The organism is Paenibacillus sp. 1182 (assembly GCF_017833915.1).
Classification (GTDB): Bacteria; Bacillota; Bacilli; order Paenibacillales; family Paenibacillaceae; genus Paenibacillus; species Paenibacillus polymyxa_D.
The window spans coordinates 81292-100244 of record NZ_JAFICR010000014.1; the positions used below are offsets into that span (position 1 = coordinate 81292).

15 protein-coding genes are annotated in these 18953 nt (G+C 50.3%); all 15 read right to left on the bottom strand.

Translation table 11 applies throughout. From position 1 onward, the window contains the following. Positions 1–385: 385 nt before the first annotated feature. The gene (locus tag JOD82_RS23830) at positions 386–1297 is read right to left on the bottom strand and encodes an AraC family transcriptional regulator (RefSeq protein WP_069010343.1); all 912 of its coding nucleotides are present in this window, start codon (positions 1295–1297) and stop codon (positions 386–388) included. 148 nt (positions 1298–1445) lie between these two features. Next, positions 1446–2105: a TetR/AcrR family transcriptional regulator gene (locus JOD82_RS23835; protein ID WP_069010342.1), complete on the bottom strand. Its 660-nt coding sequence runs from the start codon at positions 2103–2105 to the stop codon at positions 1446–1448. Further along, complete coding sequence (locus JOD82_RS23840) at positions 2098–3297, bottom strand: MFS transporter (protein WP_069010341.1); 1200 nt, start codon at positions 3295–3297, stop codon at positions 2098–2100. Before JOD82_RS23840 ends, JOD82_RS23835 begins: the two co-directional genes overlap by 8 nt. A gap of 143 nt (positions 3298–3440) precedes the next feature. Then, the gene (locus JOD82_RS23845) at positions 3441–4097 is read right to left on the bottom strand and encodes a DJ-1/PfpI family protein (RefSeq protein ID WP_039269397.1); all 657 of its coding nucleotides are present in this window, start codon (positions 4095–4097) and stop codon (positions 3441–3443) included. Positions 4098–4416: 319 nt separating this feature from the next. Next, positions 4417–6255: an ABC transporter ATP-binding protein gene (locus JOD82_RS23850; protein ID WP_209950047.1), complete on the bottom strand. Its 1839-nt coding sequence runs from the start codon at positions 6253–6255 to the stop codon at positions 4417–4419. After that, positions 6236–7972, bottom strand: coding sequence for an ABC transporter ATP-binding protein (locus JOD82_RS23855; RefSeq protein ID WP_209950078.1), 1737 nt, complete (start codon positions 7970–7972; stop codon positions 6236–6238). Before JOD82_RS23855 ends, JOD82_RS23850 begins: the two co-directional genes overlap by 20 nt. Before the next feature lie 245 nt (positions 7973–8217). Further along, positions 8218–9354: a homocitrate synthase/isopropylmalate synthase family protein gene (locus JOD82_RS23860; RefSeq protein ID WP_209950048.1), complete on the bottom strand. Its 1137-nt coding sequence runs from the start codon at positions 9352–9354 to the stop codon at positions 8218–8220. Then, positions 9332–10096: a HesA/MoeB/ThiF family protein gene (locus JOD82_RS23865; protein ID WP_209950049.1), complete on the bottom strand. Its 765-nt coding sequence runs from the start codon at positions 10094–10096 to the stop codon at positions 9332–9334. Before JOD82_RS23865 ends, JOD82_RS23860 begins: the two co-directional genes overlap by 23 nt. A gap of 89 nt (positions 10097–10185) precedes the next feature. Further along, entirely contained in the window at positions 10186–10575 is a 390-nt protein-coding gene (locus JOD82_RS23870; RefSeq protein ID WP_209950050.1) for a NifB/NifX family molybdenum-iron cluster-binding protein, read from the bottom strand. Beyond that, positions 10572–11879, bottom strand: coding sequence for a nitrogenase iron-molybdenum cofactor biosynthesis protein NifN (nifN, locus tag JOD82_RS23875; protein WP_209950051.1), 1308 nt, complete (start codon positions 11877–11879; stop codon positions 10572–10574). The genes JOD82_RS23870 and nifN overlap by 4 nt, the downstream gene beginning before the upstream one ends. Next, positions 11869–13230 carry a nitrogenase iron-molybdenum cofactor biosynthesis protein NifE gene (gene nifE, locus JOD82_RS23880; protein ID WP_209950052.1) on the bottom strand — a complete coding sequence of 454 codons (1362 nt, stop codon included), beginning with the start codon at positions 13228–13230 and terminating at the stop codon, positions 11869–11871. Before nifE ends, nifN begins: the two co-directional genes overlap by 11 nt. 79 nt (positions 13231–13309) lie before the next feature. Beyond that, entirely contained in the window at positions 13310–14839 is a 1530-nt protein-coding gene (nifK, locus tag JOD82_RS23885) for a nitrogenase molybdenum-iron protein subunit beta (RefSeq protein WP_209950053.1), read from the bottom strand. Then, on the bottom strand, positions 14836–16284 hold the full coding sequence (nifD, locus tag JOD82_RS23890; RefSeq protein ID WP_209950054.1) for a nitrogenase molybdenum-iron protein alpha chain: 1449 nt from the start codon (positions 16282–16284) through the stop codon (positions 14836–14838). Before nifD ends, nifK begins: the two co-directional genes overlap by 4 nt. Positions 16285–16372: 88 nt before the next feature. Next, positions 16373–17239: a nitrogenase iron protein gene (nifH, locus tag JOD82_RS23895; RefSeq protein WP_069010331.1), complete on the bottom strand. Its 867-nt coding sequence runs from the start codon at positions 17237–17239 to the stop codon at positions 16373–16375. 6 nt (positions 17240–17245) lie between these two features. After that, positions 17246–18745, bottom strand: a complete 1500-nt coding sequence (gene nifB, locus JOD82_RS23900; protein ID WP_209950055.1) for a nitrogenase cofactor biosynthesis protein NifB — start codon at positions 18743–18745, stop codon at positions 17246–17248. Between the last annotated feature and the right edge of the window lie 208 nt (positions 18746–18953).

The window sequence follows — 18953 nt, forward strand, 5'->3', positions numbered from 1 at the left end:
GAACCATTTGAATTCCAATTTATACCTTACATTATAGGTATCATACGAAGTGTTTTTGTTATTGTAAATTTATAACTCTTATAAAACAATCAAGATATAAGACCTATTATCATGCATAAAAATGAAAGATTTACTATCATTCAGATTCTTTTTACCCAAAGCAAGCATCCATACTTGTGAAAATACGTCTTCATTTTCAAAGAAATAAAGTTAATTCGCCTCTGAACATCTTCGATTTAAAATAATTATATGAATTTCAACTCCCAAAAAATGATTCTTTTGAACCTGAATCCAATTGCCTATTTTCAAAATCAAAAAAAAGCCTACCTTATTTATCAGGTAAGCTCCACGCGAATATGAATAAATCATAAAACTTCCTATATATTCAGTCCCCTTCCTCCTCCGCATAGTTCCTCACATTGCGCTCTACAGCAGAGCGGTATTCTACAGGGGTTTGGCCTGTGTGCTTTTTGAACAGCATATGAAAATACTGCCTGCTGGCTACGCCTACATAATCGGCAATTTCTTGAATGGGAATGTCCGTTTGCTGAAGAAGCATACGGGCCTTGTCCATTCGCAGCATTGTTAAATACGCGGTGAGTGTTAGCCCCGTATGTTTTTTGAAAATACGGTGCAAATAACCTGGGTGCAGATTCACGGCCGCCGCCATGTCCTTGACCACAATCTCTCGATCATAGTTCAGATGGAGAAATTCAATGCATCGTTTGATGTACATATCCGTTTGCTGCGTGTTGCTACGCTCTGCCTCTTCCCGTAGACGTGCAATTCGTACTAGCAATTGCATAAAAAGCATCTCTGCCATTGCACCCGGCTGTTCTTTTCGTTGGTCCAGCTCCAGCACGAGACTTTTCAGCGCATAATATACCTCTTCCGGGTCCGATAGTACCAGATACGGGAACGGACGTGACATGAGAGTCGTGACCTCCTGCTCCTCCGTTGCGATTTGTCGGATAGACGGCCCTACCCTCACCCCTTCCGTAAAACCAAACTCTACATTTAGCATCCGGCACGGTTGTTCTCCTTCCACCACCAGTCGATGCGGTACACCTGCGTCCAGCATAATAAACTCGCCTTTACGCAGCGTGATGCTTTCTTCCGTGTTCTCTCCCGTTTGTACATCTACCCTGCAAAAGCCGGAAATCATGTACATAATTTCAGTGGAATGATGATCGTGGTAAGACATGGTATAGTCATGCCATTGCTTGTAATAGTAAGCAAAAAAACGGGGAATATAATCCCCGTCACGTAGCCGTGGCTCAAACAGACTTCCGTTCATCCCCGCACCTCCACTAAATAGATAAGGCTAACACGACAACGTATCTGAAATCGCTCTATTTTCACAGTTTAACAGACTGAGCCGTGTACTTCTATTTCACACCATTGGACGATCTATAATCCTTTGGAATGTAGCAGGCGACTTCTACCTAAAAGGTAGGGGATTCATCACTTTCTGGACTTAAATACTGAATCAACATCCCCACAAATCGGTTAGCAATTTCTATATCCTCAAGTTCGTTATTCCGTTCGTCCTTGGACGTCAGACTCATTTTCTGGAGTATACCCATCATAGACGTGAAGATAAAATGAGCGGTCTTCAAGGGCTCCGTGTCGGACTTTAATGATCCATCTTGGAATCCAGCTTCCAGAGCATCCATCAGGAAATGTCGTTCCTTTTCCCGGCTAACAAAATTGTTGTACTGTTCTTTGAGTTCTTGATTTGAATCATAAGCTTCGTAATGCAGATCGAATAAAAGAATAAACTTGATGTATTCCGGATGTTGCCAAGCGTAATTAATCCATGCATCAAGCATCGAAGTAAGCATCTTCTTCCCGCTCATTTCAGCTGAAGGTGCCCTTCTAACAAATTCGGTCATGCTCTCAAGGATTTCCATCTGGACCTCAAAGATCAGTTCGTTCATGGACTGAAAGTGCTTATAGAATGTGACCCGACTTACACCAGCCACGTTGCATACATCCTTAATATTAACTTTGAGAAAGCTTTGCTTCATAAAAAGTTCCTTCGCAGCCGCAATGAGTTCTTCCCGATTTTTGTTTTTTAAATTCTGGTGCCAGTTCTCAGTCATTCACAACCATCCGTTTCTTATTTTTCGATTTTTGTAAGGTTAAGAAAAGGGCAGATGCAAGGATAAGTGCACCAAAAATATAAGGAATATGAATGTGTTTGTCAAACAACAAGCCCGCTAAAATGGGTCCCAATATATTGCCTAGGCTGGTATACGTCGTATTCAATCCAGCGGCATATCCTTGGCGATCACCAGCTGAGTTCGCGATCATTGTACTTACCGTTGGTCTTAGGAAGGCATTAAAAGCAAAAAATAGAGCAGATACCGCCAGCAAATAACCTAGATTAATCTTAATGATCATTAACAGTAAAGCGATGGCTGTCATGATCAAAGAAAGACGTATAAGCTTCATCTCACCAAGTCTCTTGATGAGATAATCAAGTAGCCATATCTGCACAACGATGCCTATAATTGCACCAACCGTAATGATCATTGAGATTTTAGTGGCATCAAAACCATATTTTCGTTCCACAAAAAGAGCATACACTGTTTCGTAATTCATCAAACCTAATGTCATGATCAGAATGAGGAGAAGATAACGAAAATAGGATGTCCGAAATGAATTTAGGATTTGGTTGCGAATGGGTTCCCGGCGGACCCAATGGCTAGCGGGTTTTCGTTTTTCCTTGGGTAATGTCTCTGGCATATACAAGCTAAGCAGCGTAGCAACAAGTCCAAGTCCACCAGCAAAAAAATAGGGCACCCTTATGCCAAACTCAGCGATCATACCGCCTAACCCCGGACCAAGCACCATCCCCAAATTCATGGAAGCACCCAAGTACCCCATTCCTTTAGCGCGAGTTTCAGGAGTGGTAATATCAGCAACGTAGGCCATATTGGAAGGAACCATTAATCCAATACCCATCCCCCCAATAAATCGGGCAATATATAAAAGGGGCAATGTCGTAGATACAGCAAACATGAGATCCGAAATGACCGTTAAAAACAGACCGGTGATGATCATGGATTTTCGACCCCATCTATCCGAAAGCTGCCCACCTAGGGGCGAAAAAATAAACTGTGCTGCTCCAAATGCGGCAATAAGATACCCCGCAGCAGCTCCTGCCGCATTAAATTGTTTCAGATATTCAGGCAGAATGGGAATCACCATGCCTTGACCCAATAAAGCAATAAACAAATTCAGCATCAGAATGAAAAGCGGAAATGTAGCAGACTTAGGTAAGCTGCTCATGTTTGTAACCCCCTCCAACCCTTTACACTATGTAACCCTTTACTATGTGTAAACTATATTAGTTGAAATAGGGGGCATTGTAAATAAAAATACAAACCTATTGAGCCTAGCTAATACCGAAAAGAGATCTTGTTATTCTTGATTTACACATGAGGCTCCCTTTTTGCAAACTCTTGTAACATACCTCTTATTTGTTCTACCAATATAGCAGGTGCTTTCTTGGGTGAACCCGTGTCAAACGGAGGCTGAGGATCGTATTCCAAAATCAGCTGGACTCCTTTACTCATGTCTTCTCCCAATTCCCATGCTATTAGCTGGAGTGCCATATCAATACCAGAGGAGACACCGGCTGCTGTAATGATTTTGCCCTGACGAACCACTCTCTCATCTGTTGGAATGGCTCCAAGAGATTGAAGCAGGTCTAAGGAGCCCCAATGACTGGTGGCTACGGTTCCATTTAACAAGCCTGCGGCGCTCAAAATCAGAGAGCCATTACAAACCGACGTGGTCCATTTCGTAGTTTCATGTATTTGGCGAATCCAGTTTAACGTTTCTTCGTCATTCATTGGAGTTTTATAATTTGGCGGACTGCAGCCTGGAACAACAAGAATATCAGCTGAAGGTACTTCAGAAAAACTGTAATCGGCATGCAAATAACCCATATTTGAGTCCAGTTTGACTAACCCCTTTTTCTTAGCGACAAACTTCACTTCACATTTCAGTGTAGCAGCAAATACATCATATGGACCTATGGCATCTAATGCTGTGATTCCATCGAAAAGCATGATTGCGATTTTCATGATGACTCTCCTTTGAAGTGGGATTTTATTCTTGCACACCCATACTAACATACATATACGGGGTATGGGTATATTTAATTTTGTGAAAACACTGCTCGGCTTTCTTCATAGACGATATTGCCCACAACCAGAACAGTGACCTTTTGAAGTAATAATACGCTTACCAGCGTAAAAGCCTCTGCCCTCAAGGGGGTATGTTAATTTCAAACATCTCTTGTCACCAAAAGGCATACTTAAAAAGGGCTACCCCCAGGGTAGTCCTTTTTAGCATCATAAAGCTTCTACATCTTGCCTACAAATCTGTGAATCGAGAGCCGGCTTAAGAGCTTTGCTTACTCAATTGACCATAATATAAATCACTGTAAAAGCCTTTGTGAGCCAGCAGCTCATCATGAGAACCCTGCTCCTCCAGACGGCCATCCTTCAAGACCAGAATCCGGTCAGCCAGACGAATGGTATTCAGCCGATGTGCGATGACGAAACTTGTTCGACCCTGCATAAGCCGCTCCAGTCCTTCTTGTATCTTCATCTCAGTAATGGTGTCGATGCTGCTGGTTGCCTCGTCGAGTACAAGAATGGAAGGGTTGGCCAAAATAGCACGGGCAATAGCCAGCAGTTGTTTTTGCCCTTGACTGATGCCGCTGCCGTTCGCTTCCAGCACCTTGTCGTATCCGTCCTTCATCCGCATGATAAAGGAATGGGCGTTGGCCAGTTTCGATGCTTGTTCAACCTCCTCATCGGTGGCGTCCAGTCTGCCGAAACGGATATTTTCACGAATCGTCCCCTGAAACAGGAAGGAGTCCTGTAGCACAAATGCCATGCGGGAGCGCAAGCTTTCACGCTGTATGGTGGTAATATCGCGTCCGTCCAGCGTAATCGTGCCCTTGTCGGGGCTATAGAATCTAGAAAGGAGCTGGATCAGTGTCGTTTTTCCTGCCCCGGTCGGACCGACCAGCGCGATCATTTCACCGGGTTTGGCTTCAAAAGAGATACCTTCCAGCGTAGCGCTTCCCTCATCATAACCGAAGGAAACATCCGTAAACCGCACCGCCCCCTCTACATGCCCTACTTCCACTGCACCGCGTTCATCCTTGGACTCTTCATCTTCATCCAATATTTCAAATACACGCTCAGCTCCGGCAATGGCGGACAGCAGGGTGTTCCACTGGTTAGCCAAATCGTTCAGCGGTCTGGTGAACTGGCGGGCATATTCTACGAATACAATAATTGTACCTATAGTAATGGAGCCGCGAATGGCCAAAATCCCACCGATCCCCGCTACAATAGCAAAGCTTAGATTATTCAGTCCATTCATCAGCTTCGGTATAAAGCCTGAAATCGTTTGTGCCCAGAAGCCCGACAGCCGAATACGGTCATTGCGCTCGCCAAAACCATGGATGACTCTCTTTTCCTGCGAAAATGCTTTAATAATCTGCTGCCCGGACAGCGTTTCTTCGATGTATCCGTTCAGTTCGCCCACATTCTTCTGGCGTTCCTTATATAAGGGCCCGGTGCGACGTGTAATCCAGCGCATCCCGGCAGCCATCAGTGGCACTACGATAAAGGTCAGCAGGGTCATCAGCGGGCTTAACCACAGCATCACCGTGAGTGTACCGATTAGCGTCAATATGCTCGAAAAAATCTGAATGGCGGAGCTGTTGAGCGTAGAACTGACATTTTCGATATCATTGGTCAGACGGCTCATGATCTCTCCCTGCTGACGTTTGCCATAGAAAGGAATCGGTAGTCGATGCAAATGTGAAAACAGATCGAAACGCATACGGTACACCGTCTCTTGGGCAATCTCAATCATCCAGATATTTTGCAGCCAGGAGGTCAGCGAGTTCAGTAGATATACAGCCCCTAATCCGATGAGAAAATAAATCCACGTGCGTCCACCCGGACCTTCGAGAAAATCATCCACCGCTACACCAACCAGATATGGACCCAGCAGAGCCAGCCCGGAGCTGAGCAGCACCATGAACAGTACCAGCATCAGTTTGGCCTTACGACGAGCCAGATAAGCCCATATCCGTCCTAAGGTGCCAGACCAGTTTTTCGCTTTGGCCTTGCGGCGTCCTTCAGCTCCCGCCGGATTTCGCAGCACACCGGACGGCGGTGTAGGCTGACAGAACGGTTCAATGAGTTCCTTGAACATGCGACTCCTCCTTTCCATATTGTGATCCATAGATACGTCGATACAGATCCGAGCTATCCATGAGATGCTTATGACTTCCGCTTGCCATCAGACGACCCTCATCCAGCAGTAAAATCTGATCTGCCGATGCGGTCGAGCTGATTTTCTGCGTAATGAGAAATGTCGTACAGGACAGGCCATCGAGTGCATTCAGTAGTGCTGCCTCCGTCCCTACATCCAGCGCACTTGTGCTGTCGTCCAAAATCAGCACTGCCGGCTGGCGTACCAGCGCGCGGGCAATCGAAAGTCGCTGTTTCTGTCCGCCAGACAGATTGACGCCACGCTGCCCGAGCATCGTATCATAGCCTTGCGGCAAGCGTTCAATCATATTATGGATTTGCGCCATGCGTGCGGCTTCCTTAATTTCCTCCAGGCTGGCATTCTCCAGCCCCCAAGCAATATTATCCCGAATCGAGCCGGTGAATAGCAGTACCTCCTGAGGGACATAGCCAATGGCCTCTCGCAATATGGACGCATCCAGTTCACGAGCGTCCTTTCCGTCAAAGCGCACATGACCTTCATCCTCTTCATAGAGACGCGTAATCAACTGCACAAGTGAGGATTTTCCCGAGCCAGTGGCCCCCATAATAGCTATCCGCTCGCCCGATTGCGCTTTAAAAGATATTTCCTTTAGGACAGCCAGATCACTGCCCGGATAATGAAAGCTCACCCGGTCCATTTCCACCTGTCCCTCAATCCGTGTATGATGTGTTGAAACAGGCTCCAGCCCATGCCTATCTTCATTAGAAGTTTCCAATATCTCTCGGATCCGCCCCGTAGATGCAGTTGCCCGGGAAAACACAACAACGATACCTGATAAGGCAGACAAGGCTCCAATCGTCCGCAGTGAATAATTGACGACTGCGACCACCTGTCCTACACTGGCATCCCCAGTGGAAATTTGGCCGCGTCCGAACCAAAGTACTGCAATAATCCCTGCATTCATCGTAAACAAAATGAACGGCATCGTCGTTTCCGTCCAGCGTAGAGCGGACACCGTCCCTTTCATCAATTCGCCTCCGTAATGGGCGAAACGTTCGATTTCATGCCGCATCCGTACAAAAACCCGGATGAGCCGGATTCCTGTCAGGTTCTCCTGAATCACTCCGTTAACGTCATCCAGGCGACGCTGGACACCCTTAAACAAAGTGACCGTTCGCCGCATCATCACCAGCACAAACACGAACAGCACCGGGGCCATAACCGCCAATAGCAGCCCAAGCCTGAAATGTACAACTAGTGCCATCACAATACTGCCGATGACTACAAGCGGAACCCGTGTCATAAACCGCAGGCTCATAAACACCGTATCCTGTACTTGCGTGACATCCCCGGTCAGGCGCGTAATCAGCGACGAAGTGGCAAAACGTTTAAACACAGGATACGAAAAGGATTGCACTTTACGATACAGCTTTTCCCGCAAATCATAGCCGAAGCCCTGACTTGCATGTGAAGCAAAAAAAGAGCTGGATATACCCGCCATAAAAGCGATAACGGCACTCCCCACCAGTACACTGCCCCATAACCAGACGACGGACAAATCTTGCTGCCGGATGCCCTCATCAATGATTTTGGAGATCAAATATGGCTGCGATAGCTCTACCGTCAATTCCAGCAGCATCATCACGAGCGCTGCGATGGCTGGAACCCGATATTTTTTTAGAAAAGAAAACATCATCCCCACAAGCATTCCTCCAATTGCCCAATAGCCGTACTTCCAGATCAGCGTGTAATGGTTATAAAATTCGACCTTGCCTGCTGTAAAACCATATATACGCACTTTATACAGCACTATATTTTATTATACCCTTCTGAACGGCTTCGTTTAACCAGCAAATTGGAGACTTTGGTTGTGAAATTAAAAGATACGCAAGAAAGCGTTCCAGTCACGGTCACACTTACCGGACGGGAACGCTTTTTCGGTTATTTCGGCAGCTCTGCCGAATCATACTGCAGCCAGCGCCTTAAATCCGCGCTATGGATGACACGCTTGGGATCTTCACCGACTAGGCGAAGCCGCTCCAGCAGGAACTTGATTTCACCGGAGCCTGCCTCGATTCCTTCCTGCTCCAGCACATATTGAACTGCACTTCTGCCCGAATGCTTGCCGAGTACGAAGGAATGGTCAGTGCCCAGCTCAGTCGGATCAAGCGCCTGATAGGCGGCGCGCTCCTTTAGCAGACCGTTGATATGTATGCCGGATTCATGGGCGAATACCATGTCTCCCACAATGGGCTTGCCTTCAGGAATGATTCGGTTGGAGGCTTGGGACACCAGTGTAGCCAGCGGGTTCAGTAGTTCGGGACGGACGCTGCAGGTTCCTTGATATAGATCTCTCCACGACATCACCACCTCCTCCAGCGCCGTATTACCTGCCCTTTCCCCAAGTCCCGACACCGTGGTACTGGCCCAGACAGCTCCCGCTTGCAAAGCTGCCAGGGTATTGGCAAGCGCCAGGCCATAATCATTATGACAGTGAATCTCAAGCTCCACATCCTGTGGCACGCGCGATACAAGCCTGTCTATACGGGCAGCTATGGCAGCGGGATGGTGAACGGACAGCGTATCGGCATATCTGAAGCGCCGGATGCCATCCCTATAGAGCTGATTCGCCAACTGCTCAAGGAACAGGTCATCTGCCCTTGAAGCATCCTCAAAGCCTACGGAAACAGTCAATCCTTTACACAGAGCGTAATCGACAGACTTGCGGATCAGCTCCGTCACCTGCTCAGGATTCATACCCAGCTTGGACTTCATCTGCACCGTCGACACGGGAACCGAAATATGGGCCCAGCCGACGCCTGTCGATTCAGCTGCATCAATATCCGTGAACACCGCGCGATTCCAGGTCATTAGCTTCATCTGAAGTCCAAGAGCAGCAATCCTGGCAATAGACCTGCACTCCGCCTTACCCATTGCCGGAATTCCGATCTCAGCCTGCTCCACCCCCGCCGAGTCCAGCATGATGGCAATTTCAGTTTTTTCCTCGGCTGAAAAGGCAACGCCTGGAGCCTGTTCTCCATCACGAAGTGTCGTATCACAAATATGCAACCGACTCATCTGTATCCCCTCCCGTTCCGCAGCACGGACAACGCGGGTTGCGTTTGACGGCTATGGTGCAGCTGCTCATATCCAGCACATTCATACGGTACATGCGGTCAGTGAACAGATTGCCCGCATCTGTAATCCATTTGACCGCTTCCAGTGCAGCCATACAGCCAATCAAACCAGAGGTGGCTCCCAAGACCGGGAATCCCAAAGGTTCCCAAGGCTGTCCGCCTTCCGGGTAGAGACATTCCAGGCATGCCGTCCTACCGGGATCAATGGTCATCAACGATACTTCATAGGCGTACATGGCCGCTTCTATCATCGGTCTGCCATGTCGAACACATAGTCTGTTCAGCGCATATCTTTCCGGAAAGTCATATCGTGCATCAATCACGGTATCCGCCGCTTCTACCCATGGCCCAGAGGATTCTTCCGTAATTCTGTGGGCGTGGCCCTCAAGCTCGGTCTCCGGATTAATACGGTGCAAATGCTGCAATGCCGTCTCCATCCGTTCCTCCCCGATTCGTCCGCTGTCCATCAGCACCTGCCGGTTCATGTCGGGCAGATGGATTACGCCCTCATGGGCCAATATCAGCTTTCCCACTCCAGCAGCGGCCAGGTACATGGCCGCTGTTCCTCCCAATCCTCCGATGCCTGCGACCATAACCGTAGCTTGCTTTAGCTTGTTCTGACCTTCCACTCCCAGCAGCTTCAACTGGCGTCCGTATCTACTGTCTTCCAGCAGCTGTACCATTCGCCCATCCCTCCATGTGCGGCTCCCGCCTTTAAGATATTCGGTCCGCAGGTCTTGACACCATATGGTTGCTCTTCCTTATTGAAGGCTCATGATTCGGCTTTGCCGTTGCCCTCCTCAGCATGCAGAATTTTGGCAAGCCACATGGGCGGATTGCGATCCAGCATATTCTGGAGCCGCCGTACCTGCTCCTCAATGGGACTTCCATAGGCTACCTTCACAGGCATAATGGTCCGCTTGGTAACCTGTGCGGCGGCCGAAGCGCCAATCTGTACCAGGAAGATCAGGGCACAATCCTCGATCAGGCCAATTCGGCTGGCGATCTTGCCCGCTTCGTTCTCATCGCTCCCCGGGTCTATCTCCCGATGCTCTAGGAACTGGACGCCTGAGTGCCGGATTTCGAATACAGTGAACATAGGACTCTGCCCAAAATGAGCATTCACAAGCACACCGTCCTCCGTCGCAAATGCAACCCTCATCCTCCCTTCCCCCTCTCGGCAAGCAATACATTGCCTACCCTGTTCACCCACTCCATGGTTCCACGGTATCCGACGCTTACGGATGTATGGGCGCCCAGCTCGTCATACACTGGTAAGCCTGCCGGTATGAATGAGGCCCCGGCCCGTGCCGCTCCCTTTCTTCCATGTGAATTGCTGATCCATAAATCCACGCTCTGCGCGCTCTCCTCTGCATCATCCAGATCACCGATCCAGACTTCCCGTTCTGTCTTTTGTAGTGCGGGCGTGCTGCAGGGTGTAATTAACCGTTTCAGTTCCACTCCCATCTCCTCGAGCCAGGCTGCGGTCGACAGCATATGATCCGGTTCTAGCGCCACTACAGCCGAAGCGCCGGAATAATAGAAATGGGCATCCAGCATGCTGTCCAACAGATTTTCACGCTGCCAGCGGAAGCGAACAGGGGCTGGCTCGCGGCTGATTTTCTGTAGAAAATGTATGAACGCATCGCTCGCGGCCAAGCCAGACAGACCCGTGAACAAGTGGTAGGGAATGCCTGCGGCATGAGTCAGCCTGCGGGCTGGACGCTCCATGCTCGCGCCAATGGCAATGGTGCAGGAAGACTCCAGCATCTGGCAGGCTGAATCCAGCGGAGTCCCCCCTCTCGTCAAAGGGGAGAAACCTGTCAGCAGGTGACCGGACAAGGAAGTGGAGATATCGGGGAGCGTAATAACCTCCAGGCCGAAGGAAGCGATAATATCCTTGATTTCCATAACATCTCCGGCAGTCAGATAAGAAGCCGGCAGCAGATTGACCTGCGTCCGGCGCTGTTTTTTGGGGGACTTGCCTCCGGCCAACCCGAGTACGGCATCCATTAGCGACTCTACTGTACTGCTATAGCCCGTCTCCAGAGAGCCGTGAAAATCAGGCAGCGATACAGAAAACAGCAGACTGTCCTTCAAGGCCCGTTCCCGCTTGAACGCCTTTACCCTGGACTGAAAATCAACGCCTGCCACCTCGGTGAGGGCCGTGCTGATAACGCCGATGACATCTGGATGGTGTTTGGACCAGATATGATCCAGTGCCTCCTCCAGATTCCGATCTGCATCAAATATAACGTCCATCTCTTGCAGCGCAGAGGTCTGAACGGCTATCGGCTCTCGAAAATGGCGAGTCAGCAGCGCCTTGGAGAAGGCCGAGCAGCCCTGAGCGCCGTGCAGCAGAGGCATTGAGCGATACATCCCCTGCAGAGCCAGCATGCCCCCCAAAGGCTGTCCTACCTTGAGCGGGTTGATACTGACAGGCTTCGTGGCGGATTTAATCGGCAAATTCCGTCTCCTCCTCCCATGGAGCTGGTTTGGCGGTCAGCTCCCACACCGGATGCTGCAGCGTATGCACAAGCTGTTTCGCCAGAGACAACAACCCGTCATAGCCCGCATAGGCTTTGTGCCGCTCCTGATTGATGTCCACAAAAGGAATCTGTTCCTTAAGCGCCATATACATATTCCGGCCCCCGGCAATGACCATGTCTGCCTTGCGGCTCCGTACGGTTTTGAGAATCTGCCGGGCACCGCCTTCCGGGATGTATTCCGCATCATCCCCGATACGGTCAGCAATCCGGGATACATCCTCGGCAGTGCTCTTGTTCGTGCCTACACCTACCACCTTTATGCCCAGCTCCTGCAAAGCCGTAATGACAGACCAGCTCTTTACACCCCCGGTATAGAGCACTGCCCGCTTTCCTTTCAACTGCTTGCGATAGGGCTCCAGCTCCAGCGATAGCCTCATTTCCTCCCGTGCGGCCAGCTTATCCACCCGTCGCTCTACATCACGATCTCCGGTCAGGTAAGCCATCTGGCGCAAGGAATAACTCGTCTCCTTTGCTCCATAAAATGAACCTTCAAAATAAGGAATGCCGTATTTACGCTCCATTTGGACTGCTAGGCCCAGCAAAGCTCGGCTGCATACGACCATGTTGGCCTTGGCACGATGCGCCCATCCCACCTCACGGAACCGACCGTCCCCGGTAATTCGGGACAGGATAGTCATTCCCGTCTGCTGCATCAGCCGCTCGATATGCCACATCTCGCCCGCAATATTGTATTCCCCGATGAGATTGACATCATGGGAGGTTGTCTGTTCCGGCTCGGTACTGCCGATAATATGCTGGAACAATACATCTCCGGCCAGCCGAGTCCCGAGATTCTTACTGCCCACAAATCCTGGACTGTTCACCGGAATGATCGGCGTCCCCAGCCGCTCCGATTCAGCCTTGCAGACCCCCTCGATATCTTCACCGGTGAGGGCTGTGACGCATGTGCTATAGACGAATACAGCGGGAGGAGCAAAACGGCTGACAATGTAGCGGATCGATTCATGCAGCTTCTGTTCACTACCAAAAATGATATCCTGTTCTCCAAGATCAGTAGTGAAGCCATACGCCGACAGCCCCGGGCCGCTGGACAGGCTGCCTCTGCTCTCCCAGCTATTGCCGAGACACGCAATCGGCCCGTGCACTAGATGAGCCGCATCTGCAATGGGGATCAGTGTAATCTGGGCCCCGTCAAAGGAGCAGCCACCCGAAGCCTCCCCCGGCACAGGCCGGGGACAGGGCGTGCTTTTGGGAATTTTGTTGCCGCAGGATACCTCCAGCCTTCCGTTAGACACAGCCGGCTCCATCCGCACACCCCCTTATTTCAGATAGAATTCATTGAAATCACAAGCCAAGCTGCCAACTTCCATCTACGCGATACAGCAATTAGCGCACCAAATCAAAGCTATGATCCGGAGCCTGCTCTTCCATGACATCCAGTACGGTATTCACGAATTGGGTAAGCAGATTCAGCGTACCCTGGTAGCCGATAATCGGATAACGATGTAGATGATGCCTGTCGAAGATCGGAAAGCCCACACGGAGCAAAGGAATTTTCGCCTCTTTCGCCGCAAACTTCAGATGGGAACTGCCAATAGCCAGGTCCACCGGGTCCTGGAACAGTAGCGAACGCATATGCCACAAATCCTGACCAGAATGAACCGTGGCTTCTGCACCGTAAGGGCTGGACTTCAACAGAAGCTCTGCTTCCTTCTCAAATTTCCGGTCCCCATTGGAGCAAACAATATGCACCGGCTCCATGCCCAGCTCTAGACAAAAGCCAATCAGGCCGATGAGCATGTCCGGGTCTCCCGCCATAGCCACTCGTTTGCCGTGCAGATAAGCATGCGAATCCATCATGGCATCCACAACTCGAGCACGCTCCTGCTTCAATGCCTCGGGTATTTCTCTTCCGGACAGACGGCTGATCTCTTCAAGCAAGCGATCTGTAGCGCGAATGCCCAGCGGGGTGGAGATGGAAGACACCTGCTGCCCCCAGGTTCGCTTCATATAGCCTAATGTTTTACGAAGAGAGTACTGCTGGATCGCCAACGTGCCGGCAGCATCTGCGGCCTTGGGCACATCCTCAAGCGGCGTTCCCCCGTAATAGTAGCTGTACTCTCCAGTAGCTCCTGAATCAAAATTACTGCTGTGGTCACCCAAAATGGTATACGTAGCGCCGAACATCCCCAGTATGCGCTGCATTTCCGCAAAATTTCCCGTATACCCGTCAAACCCGAGCAGTACATTCAGCTTCAACTCATGACCAGGCTGCGGCGTCCGGCCTGACTTGTTATACAGCGTCTCCAGCACAGAGCGCAGCATGGCATCATAGCCTGTAATATGTGAACCGGAGAAGCTGGGGGTATTGGCAAAAGGAACTGGCATATCCTCGGGAAGGGCTCCCTCCTGACGGGCATTAGCCAGGAAGGCAGACAGGTCATCTCCGATCACCTCTGCCATACAGGTCGTGCATACTGCAATCATCTCCGGTTGATACAAGGCAATACAGTTCTCTATACCGTCAATGAGGTTGCGCATGCCGCCGAATACGGCGGCATCCTCGGTCATCGAGGTGGAGACGGCAGGAACAGGCTCTTTGAAGTGGCGGGCAAGATGGCTACGGAAATAAGCCGTACAGCCCTGTGAGCCATGAATGAACGGGAGCGTTTTTTCAAAGCCCAGTGCAGCCATAACCGCTCCCAGCGGCTGACAAGCCTTGGCCGGATTCACGACTACGGCTGTACGGGCAAAATTCTTGTCTTTGTATTCCTTGGTCTTGGTGTACTCCAGGGTGTCGGTAACCTCCTCCGGCGAACATGGGGCCTCGAAGGCTCGTTTCTTCTCACGCTGGCGCACATATTTATCCTGCCGAAACAGCTGATTGTGATCGACAATATTCAGACGCTCGCTCATACCGACACCTCCGCAGTCTGCCGGGACGGCAGCAGGCTCCATACTGGACTGTTTATGGTCATATCCATATCACGTGCAAAAATCTGGAAGCCGTCAAAACCATGATAAGGCCCGCTGTAATCCCAGGAGTGCATTTGACGAAAGGGAATGCCCATTTTGTGATACACATATTTCTCCTTGACTCCGGCGCCCATTAAGTCAATATTCAGCCGCTGGGCCAATTCCTCCAGCTCATAAGCCGCTGGATCATCGTACAGAATAGTGCCTTCCTTTACATCGGGAAACGTCTTTTCGTAATCATCCTTATGGGCAAATTCGTAGCCTGTAGCCACAATTTCCATCCCCAGATCCTCATAGGCACCGATGGTATGCCTTGCCCGCAGCCCGCCAATCAGAAGCATCACCTTTTTACCTTCCAGACGTGGGCGGTATTTACGGATGACCGCCTCCATCTGCGGCATATATTGGGCGATGACCTGCTCACATTTTTCCTGAATCGTCTCGTCAAAGCGGGCAGCAATCGCTCTTAGGCTCTCCATCGTCTTGGTCGGGCCGAAGAAGTTATATTCCATCCAGGGAATTCCGTATTCCTGCTCCATCGTTGTGCACATATAATTCATGGAACGATGACAATGGATCAGATTGAGCTTGGATTTGTGCGCAATCCCCAGCTCATTGATCGTACCGTCCCCCGACCACTGCGCTATGACCCGCAGTCCCATTTCCTCCAGCAAAATACGCGAAGCCCAGGCATCACCGCCGATATTGTAGTCCCCGATAATGGAGACATCATAAGGCCCGCACTCCTTTAGCTCCCGGCGCCCCATCAGAAAATCGCGGATAGCATCATTGGCAATGTGATGGCCCAGAGACTGACTCACCCCGCGAAAGCCCTCACAGCGTACAGGAATGACCGGAATGCCCAGCTCCTCTGTCATCTTCTTGGCCACGGCCCCGATATCATCACCAATCAGTCCGACCGGACATTCAGATTGCACGGAGATGCCCTTAGCCAGCGGGAACATCTCCTTAATTTCCCTACAGATCACCTCTAGCTTCTTATCTCCGCCGAACACGATATCCTTTTCCTGAAAATTGCTTGTAATCTGCATGGCGGTAAAATTATCGATTCCCAATATCCCATTCGCATAATTACGTCGAGTACCCCAACTGTATTGCCCGCAGCCGATGGGACCATGGCTAATGTGCACCATGTCTTTAATCGGGCCCCATACCACACCCTTGGACCCTGCATAAGCACAGCCCCTTGCTGTCATGACGCCGGGTCGTGATTTCATGTTGGACTTGATAGAACAGGTCCCGCAGTTCACAAGCTCCTCATCCGCGATCTCAAAATGCTTGGTCCGGTCCTTCTTGGCCTTCTTGGGATATACCTCCAGTATCTCCTCTACGATCTGCTTACCCTTATCCACAATACTGCTCATTTGACCTATTCCTCCCTCCTGCGAGCTGCGCGTTCAGCTCCTCCCATCATCACACGATGATTCCGTCATTAAGCCTTCTGGCTACAGCCTACTGCCCGGACGCCTCAGCTTTGTTAATTGCGGTTTCTTCATCCTCAATAATGCCGAATTCCATCAATAGATCCTCCAGCTCTTCCATGGAAATAGGGGTGGGAACCGTTAGCATGTCATTATTCAAAATTTTACCTGCCAGCTCTTCATACTCCGCAGCCTGCTTATGGTCCGGGTTGTATTGAGTTACAGTCATACGGCGCAGCTCAGCGTGCTGGACAACATTATCACGCGGCAAAAAGTGGATCATCTGCGTGTTCAGTCTTCTTGCAAGCTCTGTAATCAATTCCGCTTCCAGGTCCGTATTCCGGCTGTTGCAGATTAAGCCGCCCAAACGCACCCCACCGCTGTTGGCATACTTCAAGATCCCGCGTGCAATATTGTTGGCAGCGTACATAGCCATCATCTCGCCTGAGCATACGATGTAGATTTCCTGCGCCTTCTTCTCCCGGATCGGCATGGCGAAGCCCCCGCACACGACGTCCCCCAGTACATCGTAGGATACGAAATCCAGCCCTTCGTAGGCCCCCTCTTCCTCCAGAAAATTAATGGCCGTGATAATGCCGCGCCCTGCACAGCCGACACCAGGCTCCGGCCCACCGCATTCCACGTTCAGAATGTCACCGAAGCCCTTCTGGACAACGTCCTCCAATTCCAGGTCCTCCACCGTACCCCTTTCAGCCGCCAGATGCAGCACAGTCTGTTGGGCCTTCGTATTCAAAATAAGACGGGTGGAGTCTGCCTTGGGATCACAGCCTACGATCATAATTTTTTGTTTGAATTTGGTCGCGAGTTGAGCCAGTGTATTCTGCGAGGTTGTCGATTTGCCGATACCGCCTTTACCGTAAAACGCAATTTGTCTCATATTTTCTCAGCCTCCAAAATGTTCAATGGGTAAATCCGAATGACTGCCCTTAACTCCCTTATTACGCTGACTTCCCTTATTGCTCTGCACAGGATACATATAACGTAGAAATTTTACATATTCCAGAACGGATTCCTCAATATCCCCGCCGCATACAATAGACAGCACGCCAGCTTCCTGCAATGCCTCTTTGGGGGCCTCGCCTATGCCGGCCGACAGCAGCAATGCACAGTCATGCACCATGGAAAGGATCTCCTTCATCGTCTCGGCCTTGTCTCCATTGCAATCGGCTTTCCCGTGGCAGTAGGATTGCACCTTACGAATGCCTATGAAATTTACGATAATCCCGTCGCTTTCATAGATCATAAATTCCTTGGCACGGCCGAAATGCTGATTCACCTTCCCTCCGCCACGACTGGCCACAGCGATTAGGACTGGCTTTGAGGTAAAGCTCACTTCAGGCTTATCCCCAGATAACGGGCAGCTACATCCAGCCCCGGTTGACGCTTGTTTGGGGTGCGATTGTCCCTCCTTGCGTTCCATTCTCACTCTCACCTTCTCATCCAGTTCTTTCTGAAATTGTGCCCTTGCCTCTTCATCCATGGGAGGAGCAGCCGCAATGTTCTCCCATGTAAAATCCTGATTGCGATCCTCGCCCAGCAGTCCAATCGCATCCGCCCTGCACTGACGGCAATGGCGCATAATGACAGCTCCCGCTTCAGCACATTTCTCCTGCAGCTGCCGGACCAGACGGGGACGGGGGGCACGCATCCCTTCCTGCTCATATCGGCTACCAGGTGCGATGATGAGCGGCATAATGTTGTGCAGCACTGCGCCGTGCTCCTTGACCACCCTGGCTACCTCCGGCAGATGGGCATCATTGACTTCGGGAATCAGCACCGAGTTCACCTTGCACAATACGCCTCTCGAATCCAGCATCTTCAAGCCTGCCAGCTGGCGGTCAATCAACAGCCGTGCGGCCTCCTCTCCTGCATAGCGTTTTCCTTCATCGTAGACCCATCCATAAATACGGCTCCCCACCACTGGATCTACAGCATTGATCGTGATCGTGACATGCGAAATGCCCAGATCTACAATCCTGTCGACATGCCTGATCAAGGTAAGGCCATTCGTGCTGAGACAGAATATGACGTCCTTAACTGTCTCACGGACCCGGCGGAAGGTATCGAAGGTCGCCTCCGCATTGGCCAGCGGATCTCCAGGTCCCGCAATGCCGACAACGGACAGCTGCATCAGCTGTGCCGCTACGCCATAGGTCTTGTTAGCCGCCTGCTCCGGCGTAAGCAGTTCACTAACAACGCCGGGACGGCTTTCATTGACGCAATCGAATTTGCGGTTGCAATAATGGCACTGAATATTGCATGCCGGGGCTACTGAAAGATGAATGCGCGCAAAATAGCGATGTGCCTCTTCGTTATAACAGGGATGTCGTCTGAGGGTTTCTAATGCTAAGGGGGTTTCCGAGAGATCAGCCAAAGAGTCCATTCATTCCCTCCTCTCTATGTTATATTCCCTTACACAATTCTCTGTTTTGTCTGGAATATAATTACATCTTAGAGACAGGGACAAATACAGTCAATTCACTTCTCCATGAAATCTCTGTCATTTATCCTCATTTCACATATGTGTCAAATTTCACGTTAGGTAAGATATCACAACATTTACATGTGTGCGGTTACATTTTATATTCTCA

What these genes read in the sequence shown, in the direction of transcription:
- JOD82_RS23830 (WP_069010343.1), bottom strand. Translation starts at nt 1,297, where the DNA reads ATGAACGGAAGTCTGTTTGAGCCACGGCTACGTGACGGGGATTATATT.
- JOD82_RS23835 (WP_069010342.1), bottom strand. Translation starts at nt 2,105, where the DNA reads ATGACTGAGAACTGGCACCAGAATTTAAAAAACAAAAATCGGGAAGAA.
- JOD82_RS23840 (WP_069010341.1), bottom strand. Translation starts at nt 3,297, where the DNA reads ATGAGCAGCTTACCTAAGTCTGCTACATTTCCGCTTTTCATTCTGATG.
- JOD82_RS23845 (WP_039269397.1), bottom strand. Translation starts at nt 4,097, where the DNA reads ATGAAAATCGCAATCATGCTTTTCGATGGAATCACAGCATTAGATGCC.
- JOD82_RS23850 (WP_209950047.1), bottom strand. Translation starts at nt 6,255, where the DNA reads ATGTTCAAGGAACTCATTGAACCGTTCTGTCAGCCTACACCGCCGTCC.
- JOD82_RS23855 (WP_209950078.1), bottom strand. Translation starts at nt 7,972, where the DNA reads ATGATGTTTTCTTTTCTAAAAAAATATCGGGTTCCAGCCATCGCAGCG.
- JOD82_RS23860 (WP_209950048.1), bottom strand. Translation starts at nt 9,354, where the DNA reads ATGAGTCGGTTGCATATTTGTGATACGACACTTCGTGATGGAGAACAG.
- JOD82_RS23865 (WP_209950049.1), bottom strand. Translation starts at nt 10,096, where the DNA reads ATGGTACAGCTGCTGGAAGACAGTAGATACGGACGCCAGTTGAAGCTG.
- JOD82_RS23870 (WP_209950050.1), bottom strand. Translation starts at nt 10,575, where the DNA reads ATGAGGGTTGCATTTGCGACGGAGGACGGTGTGCTTGTGAATGCTCAT.
- nifE (WP_209950052.1), bottom strand. Translation starts at nt 13,230, where the DNA reads ATGGAGCCGGCTGTGTCTAACGGAAGGCTGGAGGTATCCTGCGGCAAC.
- nifK (WP_209950053.1), bottom strand. Translation starts at nt 14,839, where the DNA reads ATGAGCGAGCGTCTGAATATTGTCGATCACAATCAGCTGTTTCGGCAG.
- nifD (WP_209950054.1), bottom strand. Translation starts at nt 16,284, where the DNA reads ATGAGCAGTATTGTGGATAAGGGTAAGCAGATCGTAGAGGAGATACTG.
- nifH (WP_069010331.1), bottom strand. Translation starts at nt 17,239, where the DNA reads ATGAGACAAATTGCGTTTTACGGTAAAGGCGGTATCGGCAAATCGACA.
- nifB (WP_209950055.1), bottom strand. Translation starts at nt 18,745, where the DNA reads ATGGACTCTTTGGCTGATCTCTCGGAAACCCCCTTAGCATTAGAAACC.